Raw genomic sequence first — 13,666 nt, 5'->3', positions numbered from 1 at the left:
CTAACCGGTGCCAGACAAATGTTGGCGTTTCTCTCTGCAATTGTTATGTCAATAATCTACGCATTTTTGTCAAGTGACGAAGGGTCTAAGACGAAGGGTAAAAAAATTATTGCGCGCAGATAGTATAGGAATTCAAAGCGCATTAAAATAGCTTATTCATATACTTGATAACTTTTAATTTGGAATAATCGTTGAAGAAGTCCACAACTAGGCGGTTTAGGCGCCCATCGACTGAAAAGGTACGACCAGCTCTAGCTGATCGAAAAATTGTATTGTTCAATAAACCGTTCAATGTACTGAGTCAATTTACCGACGATAAAAACAGAGAAACGCTTGCAAACTATATTCCCGTTAAGGACGTATATGCAGCAGGGAGACTCGATCGTGATTCTGAAGGGCTTTTGCTATTAACCAACGACGGCGTATTGCAACACAAGTTAACCTCGCCAGGTAAAAAGACGAAGAAAACCTACTGGGTACAAGTAGAAGGTAGTCCAACACAGCAAGATATAGCGAAACTAAGAACAGGGGTTACGCTCAAAGATGGACCAACCCTACCCGCTATAGTGGAGATTATTGACGAGCCTAAGGTTTGGCCAAGGAATCCGCCTATTCGAGAGCGTGCCAATATTCCAACAACGTGGCTTTCAATTACGATAGTTGAAGGACGAAATAGGCAAGTAAGAAGAATGACTGCCAATATTGGTTTCCCTACGTTAAGACTGATTCGATATAAAATAGGCCGTTGGAGCATAGATAACATTGCCAACGGTGAGTACAAAATTGTTAAGGCAACACATGAATAAAGCCCAACATGACCACGGCGATAGCCAATTCAAACCCAATGCAACGGTAGCGGCTGTTGTACATTGTCAGGGAAAATTTTTACTGGTTGAAGAGCTTGAAAATGGCCAAGTTGTTTATAACCAGCCAGCAGGTCATATCGAAGCGAATGAAGACATTCAAAGCGCAATGCAGCGAGAGCTTAAAGAAGAAACTGGACTAGCGCTACTGCCCGACTACTTTTTAGGCATCTATTATTTTCACCGCCCCGAGCTAACCCTTTATTTTCTTAGGTTTACCTTCGTTTTTGACGTAAGTGAAACCTTTGAAACACAGCCCCAAGATGACGAAATCATTGCTTGTCACTGGCTTACATATGAAGAAATTAAAGCGAAAAAACACCAGTTGAGAAGCGCTATGGTGTTAGATTGTATTGAAGACTTTTTAAGCGGACAAAAGGCTCCTTTATCTTTGATTAAATCAAACTTGTAACTGCGCTAGAAGTATAAGCCCGTGGAGCTTAAAGGCTGCCATTTATTATGCATAAAAAGCGCATTACAAAAAGTCATAGCAACAGCTGAGTCACCAAGCAAAAAGGTAAATCAATGCACGTAAAAATTCAGCTTCAATCGTTAACTCACTGTCGTTACAAAGAACAACAATATTCAATGGAAATAACTGTTTAACCGCAACTAAAATGCGTGATATAATTCGCGCCCATTTTTATCGAAGTCGTGGTGTGATGAATTTAGATCCAGCGTTAGTGCTTAAATCAGTTAGTGGCCCTCAAGGCGACAAAAAACCAGAAGATATCCGTGTTATTGTCGGTATGTCTGGCGGTGTAGACTCTTCCGTTTCTGCTTATTTGCTGCAACAGCAAGGATATCAGGTGGAAGGTTTGTTTATGAAAAACTGGGAAGAAGACGATACTGACGAATATTGTGCCGCTGCAGTGGATCTAGAAGATGCTCAAAAAGTGTGTGAAAAGCTGGGCATCAAACTTCATACGATTAATTTTGCGACTGAGTATTGGGATAACGTATTCGAATACTTTCTTGAAGAATATAAAGCCGGTCGTACGCCAAATCCAGATATCATGTGTAACAAGGAAATCAAATTTAAAGCTTTCCTAGAGTTTGCCTGTGAAGATCTAGGCGCAGATTATATTGCGACGGGTCACTATGTTCAGCGCGAGTTGCGCGATGGACATTGGAAGATGATTCGTGGCGATGACAACAACAAAGATCAAAGTTACTTCCTCTACACCCTAGACGAAAAGCAACTGGGACAAACGCTTTTTCCAGTGGGTCATATTGAAAAACCAATCGTTAGGCAGATAGCAGAGCAAGCGGGCCTTGTAACGGCTGACAAAAAGGATTCAACTGGTATTTGTTTTATAGGCGAACGTAAGTTTAAAGACTTTTTAGCGCAATACCTACCAGCACAACCTGGCAAAATAGAATCTGCAGAAGGTGAAGTTGTTGGAGAGCATGACGGTTTGATGTACCACACACTTGGTCAACGTAAAGGTCTACGCATTGGTGGATTAGCTAATGCAGGTGAAGAACCATGGTATGTGGTAGAAAAAGACTTAAAACGTAATGTGCTTATTGTCGGCCAAGGTAACAAACACCCTCGCCTGTTTTCAAAAGGCTTAGTGGCTAACCAATTACATTGGGTCGACCGCCTTGAACTTGAAGATGATATTAAGTGCACAGTAAAAACGCGCTATCGCCAACAAGATGTAGCTTGTACCGTTTCGCCTTTAGACAATGGCGAGTATAAGGTGATGTTTGATCAAGACCAAGCAGCGGTAACACCGGGACAATCAGTTGTCTTTTACCAAGGAGATGTTTGCTTAGGTGGCGGCATCATAGATACATTAATCCGATAATGAAATTACAACATCAAGTATTTACTTTTGCCGCAATCTGCCAAAGCGCCAAGCTTGTGCAGCAGGTTGCGCGCGTTGGCACCATAGATCAACCGTCGCTGGAGTTGATGCTTAAGTCAATTATGGAAACGTCACCTGAAAATCCGTTAGCGGTTTATGGATCTGACATGCATAACCTGACGTTAGGTTTACAAGTGGTTATTGAACAACTCGGCACAGAGAGCAAATCAAAAGAAACAGAAATTGCTCGCTACATCATGAGCCTCATTGCACTAGAAAGAAAATTAAATAAAAATCCAAAAGCGTTAGCGACATTAGGCGAACGTATAGCACAATGTGAACGTCAACTTGCTCATTTTGATATAACCGACGAAACATTAGTGGCTAGTCTCGCTAGCATCTATAGCGATGTGATCAGTCCGTTATCAGCGCCTATTCAAGTATTGGGTAACCCCGAACTACTTAAACAACCAAGCAACCAATATAAAATAAGAGCCCTATTGCTTGCTGGCCTGCGCGCTGCCGTGTTGTGGCGACAACTCGGTGGTAAAAGAAGAAACATATTGTTTTCACGTGCCAAAATGGTGGCATGTGCCGAAGAACTTTTAACAAATTAACTTAACTTTATAGGAATAACACACTATGGAACTTTCAGCTTTAAGCGCAGTATCACCAGTTGATGGTCGATACGGCAGTAAAACGAAAGACCTTCGCCCAATCTTCAGTGAATTTGGTCTGATAAAATATCGTGTAACCGTAGAAGTACGCTGGTTACAAAAACTAGCTGAAACAGCCGACATTGAAGAAGTTCCAGCGTTTAGTGATGAAGCAAACAAGGTATTAGATGCCATTGTTGCAAACTTCAATGAAGAAGATGCTGCTCGCGTTAAAACGATTGAAGCAACAACTAATCACGACGTTAAAGCGGTTGAGTATTTCTTAAAAGAAAAAGTTGCAGATAGTGCTGAACTAAATGCCGTTACTGAATTTATCCATTTTGCTTGTACGTCAGAAGACATCAACAATTTATCTCATGCATTGATGCTTAAAGAGTGTCGTGAGCAAGTATTACTACCTATGCTTGACGATATTTTAGCTGACATAAAAGCACTTGCTGTTGAATACAAAACAGTGCCTATGATGAGCCGTACACACGGTCAGCCTGCTTCACCTTCAACACTTGGTAAAGAAATGGCCAACGTTTATGTGCGTTTGCAACGTCAACGTGACCAAATCGCTAACGTAGAGTTACTTGGCAAGATCAACGGTGCTGTAGGTAACTATAACGCCCACATCAGCGCCTACCCTAACGTTGATTGGCATGCATTTTCTGAGCAATTTGTTACCTCGTTAGGCGTTACTTGGAACGCATTCACAACGCAAATTGAACCACATGACTATATTGCGGAGCTATTTGACGCGGTTGCTCGCTTTAACACCATTTTGATTGACTTTGATCGTGATATTTGGGGTTACATTGCTTTAGGCCACTTCAAGCAAAAAACAGTTGCAGGTGAAATTGGCTCTTCAACAATGCCACATAAAGTAAATCCTATCGATTTTGAAAACTCTGAAGGTAACCTAGGTATTGCCAATGCGTTGTTCACTCACCTAGCACAAAAGCTTCCAGTATCTCGCTGGCAACGTGATTTAACAGACTCAACGGTATTACGTACGTTAGGTGTTGGCTTTGGTCACTCGTTAATTGCATACCAAGCAACACGCAAAGGTATCTCTAAGCTGCAAGTAAACGAGCAAAGCTTACTTGATGAACTTGATCAAAACTGGGAAGTACTTGCGGAGCCAATCCAAACCGTAATGCGTCGTTACGGTATTGAGAAGCCATACGAGAAGCTTAAAGAGTTAACTCGTGGTAAACGTGTAGACGGTGATTCTATGCGTGCATTCGTTGATACATTAGCACTACCAGAAGCAGAAAAAGCCGCATTGAAAGAGATGACGCCAGCTAGCTATATTGGTCGTGCCATCGCGTTTATCGATGACTTGAAATAAGCTACACTGACACTAAAGAATCAATAAAAAGAAGGCTTCGGCCTTCTTTTTTGTAGGAGCAACTATGCACACTATTGCTTGGGATAAACTAACCCCTGAGTTATTTCTTCAAGAATATTGGCAAACAAAGCCGTTACTGATAAAAGGTGGCTTTGCATCATTCACTGATACCATAGACGCCAATGAACTTGCTGGTTTAGCGATGGAATCGCATATAGAAAGTCGAATCGTTTCTCATGACGGCAATAGCAACTGGCAAGTAAAGCACGGACCATTTGAAGACTTTGCTGATTTAGGCGAAGACAACTGGACCTTATTGGTTCAAGCGGTAAACAATTGGTCTAGTGAAACAGACAGCTTAATCAATGCCTTTAACTTTATACCAAGATGGCGTATTGACGATGTCATGGTCAGCTTTAGTACACCTGGTGGTGGCGTTGGACCTCACCTAGACCAATATGATGTGTTTATCATTCAAGGCAGCGGACAGAGAAGATGGCAAGTTGGGCTGCCAGATAATAATCTACAAACCATATTGCCTCATGAGGATTTGAAGCAAGTGTCAGCTTTCAATGCTGTGATTGACGAAATTACAGAAGCTGGAGATATATTATATATACCCCCTAATCATCCGCATAACGGCATCGCCCTAGATAACGCGATGAATTTTTCTGTTGGCTTTCAGGCACCGTCTGGCCAAGACCTTTGGTCTGCATTTGCTGACAAACTTATTGACGAGAATCGCGCTGAAACGCGCTTTGGTGATAAAGGCCGGACACTGCAACAGAATGATAGTCAATTAAGCAAAGCTGACGTTGGCAAGTTAAGGGATTTTATGTTGTCGCAAGTAAACGATGATGCGTTGTTTAAAACCTTTATTGGTAGCGTACTTACGCAATCACACCATGCACAAGAGTTACTCATTCCTGCGCAACCGATAGACGACACTATCCTTGATGATCTATTTTCAGAAGAGGAACTTGTACTTACACCGATTAATGGCTTAAAAGTGCTGTACATTGAGGATTCTGATTCATTGTTTATTAATGGTGATTGTTTCGATATTAGCGGTGTTTACCCTGGTTTTGTTGAAATGTTTGCTAAAAAACAACAGATATCGACTGAAACAGCTAAATATCACTGCGATTGTTTGAAAAATAAACAATTGTTAACTAATGTACTTAATAAGGGATATTGGTACATTGATTAAGTTATGTCTTTCACCGTTTGCCGAGTTCACTGGGAACACGCTGCTCCACTTTTAAAAGAAGTGCGCGAGCGTGTTTTTGTTGTTGAGCAACGCATACCAAAACATGTCGAATTTGACGTTCAAGATAGAAACGCTGCTCACCTGCTCGTTTGTGAAGATCGTTCACAATTACCTGTCGCTACTGGAAGGATTTTACCCGACGGCGAAATTGGCCGCATAGCAGTCGTGCCTGAATATCGCCGTGCAAAACTTGATTTCTTAGTTTTAAAAGAATTATTGAAAATTGCGAAGCGGATGGAGCTGCAAAGCGTTTCAATCAATAGTCCGCTCGACAAGGTCCAACACTTTAACCAGAAAGGCTTCAAACCAGTTGGTCATGTATACATGGAAGCAGGCCTGCCGAAACAAAAAATGGCCTGCAATGTCTCTCGTCCTAGAATAGCTAAATACTACTTAAACCATTAGCCCCAAAGCTGCTCATCATTGTGTAACTGATACAGGCCCTCTGCTCTACTGACCAAGTAATCTGCGAATTCGGTTTGTGTTTTATCGTCTTGCGCATAAAGCTCTTCAGCTTGCATTTGCCACTTCAGGCTAAAATGGCGGACAACGCCACGAGCAGAGTCTGCCACGTTTTCTTCAACATGATCGGTTGGTACGTCACCATTAACTACCCACAAATAGCTTTGATCTGATAATTTCAATTTCCACACCGCCATTAAAGGGATTAAGTAACGGCTTTGTTCTAATACAACGCTTTCGGTAATCAAGCCTTTTTCTGCTAAATACTTTACTGCCGCTTGATAATGATCTCGAACCCAATCTTGTTGCTCTTGTTCAGTTAATGCTTTTTCCATGATGATAACTACCACTTTAATAATCTTGCGCCAATGATATCAGACTGTATTTTTTTATTAACACTTTTTACTGTCAGAATTTTGTAATGCGCTAGCTAAGGGGTAGCCGTTTTGCTATCTTGCGCCTAAATTCAATGTACAACCTTTATGTACTAAACATTAGTGGAGTGAGCGCAGTGGCGTTTTTTGACTTAGTTGATTTTGACAATCATGAACAAGTTGTTTTTTGCTCAGACAAAGAGAGCGGACTTAAAGCTATTATTGCAGTGCATAGCACAAAATTAGGTCCTGCCGTAGGTGGTTGCCGAATGTGGGACTACGCTTCCGATGAAGAGGCATTAGTTGACGTGCTTCGCCTTTCAAAAGGCATGACCTATAAAAATGCAATGGCAGGTCTTGAAATGGGCGGCGGTAAGTCGGTTATTATCGGCAATGCAAAAACAGATAAAAATGAAACCCTATTCAAAGCCTTTGGTAATGCACTAAATGGCTTGAGCGGTCGCTATTACAGTGCTGAAGACGTTAACATCACAACCAAAGATATTGCAATTGCCAATACTGTAACTGACTATGTAACAGGCACAGAAGGTAAAAGTGGTAACCCGGCGCCTTTCACCGCACTAGGTACATTTTTAGGTATCAAGGCTGCAGTTAAACATAAGCTTGGGCGTGACGATTTAGCTGGTTTAAAGGTCTCTATCCAAGGTTTAGGTAGCGTTGGTTATTTCTTATGTGAACATCTGCATAAAGCTGGCGCAAAACTTGTGGTAACGGATTTAAATCAAGAAGCACTAGACAAAGTTGCAGCAGAATTCGACGCGCAAGTTGTGGGTTTGAATGAAATCTACGATCAAGATGTCGACATTTACGCACCATGTGCTTTAGGCGCGACAATTAATGACAGCACGATAGATCGTATCAAAGCGTCAATTGTTGCTGGCTGTGCAAACAATCAATTGGCTGAGCCAAAGCATGATCTCGCGTTAAAATCTCGTGGCATTTTATACGCACCAGATTATGTAATTAATGCTGGCGGCATTATAAATGTGTCATTTGAAAATGATTACTGCGCAGACAAAGCGACAAATAAAGTCGAAGAAATCTATCAAACGTTGCTTAACGTGTTTGAGCAAGCTGACCAGCAAGACCGCCCTACTGGTGAAGTAGCTGATGATATGGCGCGCGCTATCATCGCTGCTGGTGGCAAAGATAAGCTTTAAGCAAGCAGATATAGCAAAGATTAAAAAAGCCCGCTAAAGCGGGCTTTTTTATTTTATTGTGTTAGCCAATTGGCGAGCACTTCAATTGGATGTTGCGCTCTGTTTTTTGTATAACGTTTAACTTGGCTACGGCATGAAAACCCTGTTGCTAAAACGCGGTCACTTGCTAGTGATTCAAGTTTTGGCTGCCAGCTCATATCAAACAGCGATTTTGAATTACTTTGATTCACCGCCTCGTGCCCATATGTACCCGCCATGCCGCAGCAACCAACAGCAACTTTATTTAAGGCTAATCCAGCCTGTTCAAAAACACCTTGCCATTGGCTTTCTGACGTTGCCAATGCCGTTTTTTCTGTACAATGTGCAAACAAATAGTATGGTGATTCATTCCCCTGCTTCGACGGTATTTGTTGCAGTTGTTGATGTAACCACTCGTGACTAACAAGCACATTAAATGCACCGCGCTTGTCGCCGAGTATCTGGTTATATTCATCTCGATAGCACAGCACCAAAGAAGCATCCACGCCAACTAGCGGTATATCAAGTTCCGCGACTTTATTAAGGAAGTCTGCACTTGATTGTGCTGTTTTGGCAAATGTCGATAAAAAGCCTTTAACATGCTGTGGTTTGCCATTGGGCTTAAACGGTAACAATAGTGGTTTAAAGCCCAAAGCAGCAATAGTTTTGATTAGCGCGACAACGACATTAGCATCATAAAATGATGTAAATGGATCTTGTACAACCGCAACGTATTGCTGCCGGCTTTCATCACTGAGTTGAGACAGCGAGTCTAGATTAAACGTGTCGATGTTTAATTCTGCAACCTGTTCGTTCAACGTAGGCACCGACAGCAGCGGTGTATCCACATAACCTAGCGCTCGTTTTGAAAAGCCCTGATAAAGTCGGCTAGACAAAACAGCGTTTGTAAATTTAGGCAGTTTAGCCATTAACGGCGCCATAGTTTCGACACTTGCCACTAAATGATCGGTGGCAGGTCTAAAGTATCTGCTGTGATAGAAATTTATAAACTTAGCTCTAAAGTCAGGGACATCGACCTTGATTGGACATTGACTTGCACACGCCTTACAAGCCAAACAACCTTTCATAGCATCCATAACTTCATGTGAAAAATCGCCTTTGTTATCACCAAGCCAACTAACTTTGGCTTTTGAAAGCAATGCTCTGATAGAAAAACGTTTTTGATCTTCTAACGCATAAAGGTCAACGCCGACATTTTCTGCCAGGCGAAGCCATTCACGCATTAAGCCCGCCCTACCTTTCGGGCTATGGCGTCTATCGCGCGTTACTTTACTTGATGGACACATAGGACTGTTAACATCATAGTTAAAGCATAATCCGTTACCGTTACAATTCATCGGCGCTGGAAACGCCTCTTTTACTTGCACCGGTATTTGTCTATCAAAATAGCCCCGTTTGGTATCGTCAACACTGACAAGTTGTTCATTTGAGTCTATTGGCGTACAAATTTTACCTGGGTTCATTTTATTTAGGGGATCGAAGGCAGCTTTCACTTTCCTCAGTTCTAAAAACAATTCTTCACCAAAAAACTCAGGTCCATATTCGCTGCGATAACCTTTACCATGTTCGCCCCACATCAAGCCGCCGTATTTTGCGGTTAATGCAACCACTTGATCTGACACGTCGCGCAACAGTGCCTCTTGCTCGGGGTCGCACATATCCATAGCTGGACGCACATGAAGTACACCTGCATCGACATGACCAAACATGCCATAATCTAAACCGTGACTGTCGAGCAGTGCTCTAAACTCAGCAATAAAGTCTGCTAATTGTTCTGGTGGTACAGCGGTATCTTCTGCAAAAGCGATAGGCTTTTTGTTACCGGCAACATTACCGAGCAAGCCAACGGCTTTTTTACGCATTGCGTACAGCTTTAGAATACTCGCTTTGTCCGATGTGATTTGATAACCAATAACGCCCTTGCCTTGCTCAATATCTTGATTGAGTCGTGCTTCCAAGGCAGCAATTTTATCTGCGATATCGGCTTCATTTTCGCTGTTGTATTCAACCATATTGATACCATCCATGACTTGGTTGGGTACCGGCTTGATTAAATCAGAAACGGAATGCCAAATAATATCTTCTCGCGCTAGGTTCAATACTTTACTATCGATGGTTTCAACAGAAGTGGCATTTGCTGCAACAAGCTGCGGCGCATGTCGTAGTGCTGAATCAAAACTGTCATATTTAACGTTCACAAGCGTTTTATATGTAGCAATGGGGGTTAGATTGAGTTTTGCCTCGCAAACAACAGCCAAAGAGCCTTCAGAGCCCGTAATCACTCTGCTAAGATCAAACGTGCTAAGTTCATCATCAAACACATTTTCTAAATCATACCCGGTTAAAAAGCGATTCAGACGGGGGAATTTTTCGAGAATTTTTTGTCTATTGTCGAGACAAGTTGTTAGCACCTGATTGGTGATACGACCTAAGCTAGAGCGCTCTTTTGCTAACGCTTTAGCGTCATCGATTGGCAGTTTGTTTGTTTCTAATACGTCACCATTAGCAAGCACACTAGTTAAACCGAGTACATGATCAGAAGTCTTGCCATACACTAAAGAGCCTTGACCTGATGCATCGGTATTGACCATACCGCCAATAGTGGCTCGATTACTGGTTGATAAATCCGGCGAGAAAAAGAAACCGTGAGGCTTTAAAAAGTCGTTTAACTGATCTTTTACAACGCCCGCCTGGACTCTAACCCAATTTTCCTCAACATTGATTTCCAAAATATTGTTCATGTATTTTGATAAATCCATGACAATGCCTGGCGTTAAGCTTTGTCCGTTGGTCCCTGTACCGCCTCCTCTTGCACTAAACTTAATATCATTAAATCGTGCTTCGCTTGCAATACGCGTTGCCAGCGTTACGTCTTCTATCGAGCGCGGTAAAATAACTAACTGAGGTAATTTTTGATAAACACTATTATCGGTTGCAACAGCAAGTCTGGCGCTATACTGAGTATGTATATCGCCGCTAAAATTAGCATTGGTGAGCGCATCTGCAAAAGCAAGATATTTTGGCGCAACCAGCGCCTTTGCGTCTAACTTAGGTAACATAGATAAAACGAAACTATCAGGTAAAAGCTGTAAATTAGCATGAGTATATCATGCATTTTTTACAAAGAGTGTGGTTGAAAAAAAAAGCCTAAGAACTTTTTAATTCTTAGGCTTTTATGTTGCTATAACGTATTAACGCTGTGCTATGCGCTGTACTTATCCGCTAAGTACAACCAAGTAGACAATACGGTGTCAGGATTAAGAGAAACACTGTCAATCCCCTGTTCTACCAACCATGCGGCGAAATCTTCGTGATCAGAAGGTCCCTGACCACATATACCAACGTATTTACCACGCGCTTTACAGGCCTTAATAGCCATGGCTAAAAGCTTTTTAATGGCTGGGTTTCTTTCGTCAAACAAATGCGCGATCAAACCAGAGTCTCTATCTAAACCCAGGGTTAATTGCGTTAAATCATTTGAACCAATAGAGAAACCGTCAAAGATATCTAAAAACTCATCAGCAAGTAGCGCGTTTGATGGCAATTCACACATCATGATAACGCGTAAACCATTCTCACCACGTTTCAGCCCGAAGCTTTCGAGGATATCGATAACCGCTTGACCTTCTTCTAAGGTTCTTACAAATGGGATCATAATCTCTACATTTGTAAGGCCCATTACGTTGCGTACGCGCTTGATCGCTTCACATTCCAATGCAAAACAATCTCTAAAGTCTTCAGAAATATAACGAGCAGCACCGCGATAACCTATCATTGGGTTTTCTTCGTCAGGCTCGTAAACATCTCCACCAACTAAGTTGGCGTATTCATTCGATTTAAAATCAGACATACGCACGATCACTTTTTCTGGCGCGTAAGCCGCTGCAAGTGTCGAAATACCTTCTGTCAGTTTAGCGATGTAGAATTCAACAGGACTTTCATATCCTGCGATGATGTCATCTATTTCTTCTTTTACATCACTCGTTTGCTGATCGTAGTTAAGGAGTGCCTTAGGATGCACGCCAATCATTTTATTGATAATAAATTCAAGACGCGCCAAGCCAATACCTGCGTGAGGCAATTTTGCAAAACCAAAAGCTCGGTCTGGGTTACCAACGTTCATCATTATTTTGAACGGGATTTCTGGCATTGAATCTATTTCAGATGTGGTAACGGAGAAATCTAGCTTACCGTTATAAATAAAACCGGTATCACCCTCTGCGCAGCTTACGGTAACCTCATCGCCGTGCTTAATTTTGCTCGTCGCATCACCACAACCTACAACGGCTGGAATACCCATTTCACGCGCAATAATCGCTGCATGACACGTTCTACCGCCACGATTAGTAACAATGGCAGAGGCGCGTTTCATAATAGGTTCCCAATCAGGATCGGTCATGTCGGTTACTAACACGTCACCTTCTTGGATTTTGTCCATGTCCGACAACGAATCAAGTACTTTTGCTGTACCTGCACCAATTTTGTGACCAATCGAGCGACCTTCACAAATAATGTCCGCACTGCCTTGTAATTGAAATTGTTCCATTACATTGGCACTTTCACGACTTTTAACGGTTTCAGGGCGCGCTTGCACGATATATAACTGACCATCTAAACCGTCTTTGGCCCATTCGATATCCATAGGGCGTCCGTAATGCTCAGCGATGATAACGGCTTGTTTTGCCAACGCCTCAACTTCAGCATCAGACAGTGAAAATTGATTAGATAATGCTGAATCTACATCAATAATTTCTACTTGTTTACCGTGCTCTTGGGTATCGGCATAGACCATTTTTATCGCTTTACTGCCCAAGTTACGGCGCACTACAGACGGTTTGCCTGCTGCTAATGTTGGTTTGTGTACGTAAAATTCGTCAGGATTAACAGCACCTTGCACTACCATTTCGCCAAGGCCATAGCTTGATGTAATGAAAACAACATCTTCAAAGCCTGATTCCGTATCAATCGAAAACATCACTCCTGACGATGCAATATCGCTTCGCACCATACGTTGAATGCCAGCTGACAACGCAACACCTTCGTGGTCGTAACCTTGGTGAACGCGGTAAGAAATCGCTCTATCATTAAATAAAGATGCAAACACATGCTTAACAGCTGTAAGCACGGCATCTAGGCCTTTAACGTTCAGGAAAGTTTCTTGTTGGCCTGCAAACGAAGCATCTGGCATGTCTTCGGCTGTAGCAGAAGAGCGCACGGCAAATGACGCTTGCTCGCCAAACTCACCTGCTAGCTCGTTATAAGCTTGTTCCAAATCTTGCAGCATATGCGGCAAAAATGGCGTATCGATGATCCATTGACGTATTGTTGTACCGCATTTTGCAAGGGCGTTTACATCGTCTACGTCTAAGGCATTAAGTAATTCGTAAATTTTTGCGTTTAGACCACTTTGCTCTAAAAACTCGTTAAACGCATGTGCTGTTGTTGCAAAACCACCTGGTACTTGTACGCCCATGTTAGCTAGATTTGAAATCATCTCGCCCAAAGACGCGTTTTTACCACCTACGCGCTCAACATCATTCATGCCAAGCTGCTGATACCAAAGGATATTTTCCTGCACCGTATTTCTCCAATAGGAATGATTACGTGTTTATTTCAATGTAGTTTATTTTGCCGCAAGCGCCAAACTTAA

11 protein-coding genes are annotated in these 13,666 nt (G+C 42.2%); 8 read left to right on the top strand and 3 right to left on the bottom strand.

The genetic code is table 11. The annotated features are described in order from the left end of the window. The first annotated feature begins 191 nt into the window (after window positions 1-191). The 7 genes from QUD85_RS07380 to QUD85_RS07350 all read left to right on the top strand — a co-directional run bounded on the left by QUD85_RS07380 (window position 192) and on the right by QUD85_RS07350 (window position 6,365). A complete protein-coding gene (locus QUD85_RS07380; RefSeq protein ID WP_093328835.1) occupies window positions 192-806 on the top strand; it encodes a pseudouridine synthase in 615 nt (204 codons plus the stop codon). Next, window positions 799-1,275 (top strand): NUDIX hydrolase, encoded by a 477-nt coding sequence (locus QUD85_RS07375; protein WP_093328837.1) that lies wholly within the window; start codon window positions 799-801, stop codon window positions 1,273-1,275. The genes QUD85_RS07380 and QUD85_RS07375 overlap by 8 nt, the downstream gene beginning before the upstream one ends. Window positions 1,276-1,525: 250 nt before the next feature. Further along, window positions 1,526-2,677, top strand: a complete 1,152-nt coding sequence (mnmA, locus tag QUD85_RS07370) for a tRNA 2-thiouridine(34) synthase MnmA (RefSeq protein ID WP_093329096.1) — start codon at window positions 1,526-1,528, stop codon at window positions 2,675-2,677. Then, window positions 2,677-3,294 (top strand): high frequency lysogenization protein HflD, encoded by a 618-nt coding sequence (gene hflD / locus QUD85_RS07365; RefSeq protein WP_093328839.1) that lies wholly within the window; start codon window positions 2,677-2,679, stop codon window positions 3,292-3,294. Before mnmA ends, hflD begins: the two co-directional genes overlap by 1 nt. A gap of 25 nt (window positions 3,295-3,319) precedes the next feature. Next, window positions 3,320-4,690 (top strand): adenylosuccinate lyase, encoded by a 1,371-nt coding sequence (gene purB / locus QUD85_RS07360; protein WP_093328840.1) that lies wholly within the window; start codon window positions 3,320-3,322, stop codon window positions 4,688-4,690. Window positions 4,691-4,754: 64 nt separating this feature from the next. Continuing rightward, window positions 4,755-5,900: a cupin domain-containing protein gene (locus tag QUD85_RS07355; protein ID WP_093328842.1), complete on the top strand. Its 1,146-nt coding sequence runs from the start codon at window positions 4,755-4,757 to the stop codon at window positions 5,898-5,900. A 3-nt stretch (window positions 5,901-5,903) separates the two neighbouring features. Then, window positions 5,904-6,365, top strand: coding sequence for a GNAT family N-acetyltransferase (locus tag QUD85_RS07350; RefSeq protein ID WP_093328843.1), 462 nt, complete (start codon window positions 5,904-5,906; stop codon window positions 6,363-6,365). On the opposite strand, the gene QUD85_RS07345 is transcribed toward QUD85_RS07350, so the two are convergent. Next, window positions 6,362-6,772: a DUF4826 family protein gene (locus QUD85_RS07345; protein ID WP_245732093.1), complete on the bottom strand. Its 411-nt coding sequence runs from the start codon at window positions 6,770-6,772 to the stop codon at window positions 6,362-6,364. The two genes, QUD85_RS07350 and QUD85_RS07345, sit on opposite strands and share 4 nt — an antisense overlap. A gap of 161 nt (window positions 6,773-6,933) precedes the next feature. Between QUD85_RS07345 and QUD85_RS07340 the strand changes: the two genes are divergently transcribed. Next, the gene (locus QUD85_RS07340; protein WP_093329098.1) at window positions 6,934-7,977 is read left to right on the top strand and encodes a Leu/Phe/Val dehydrogenase; all 1,044 of its coding nucleotides are present in this window, start codon (window positions 6,934-6,936) and stop codon (window positions 7,975-7,977) included. Window positions 7,978-8,030: 53 nt separating this feature from the next. Here QUD85_RS07340 and ydiJ read toward each other — a convergent pair whose 3' ends face one another. After that, the gene (gene ydiJ / locus QUD85_RS07335) at window positions 8,031-11,075 is read right to left on the bottom strand and encodes a D-2-hydroxyglutarate dehydrogenase YdiJ (protein WP_093328846.1); all 3,045 of its coding nucleotides are present in this window, start codon (window positions 11,073-11,075) and stop codon (window positions 8,031-8,033) included. Window positions 11,076-11,218: 143 nt separating this feature from the next. Next, window positions 11,219-13,594 carry a phosphoenolpyruvate synthase gene (gene ppsA, locus QUD85_RS07330; protein WP_093328848.1) on the bottom strand — a complete coding sequence of 792 codons (2,376 nt, stop codon included), beginning with the start codon at window positions 13,592-13,594 and terminating at the stop codon, window positions 11,219-11,221. Window positions 13,595-13,666: the final 72 nt, after the last annotated feature.

It is taken from the genome of Thalassotalea agarivorans (genome assembly GCF_030295955.1).
Taxonomy (GTDB): Bacteria; Pseudomonadota; Gammaproteobacteria; order Enterobacterales; family Alteromonadaceae; genus Thalassotalea_D; species Thalassotalea_D agarivorans.
The sequence above is the reverse complement of the archived record's forward strand: the minus strand, read 5'-3'. Positions and strand labels throughout refer to the sequence as shown.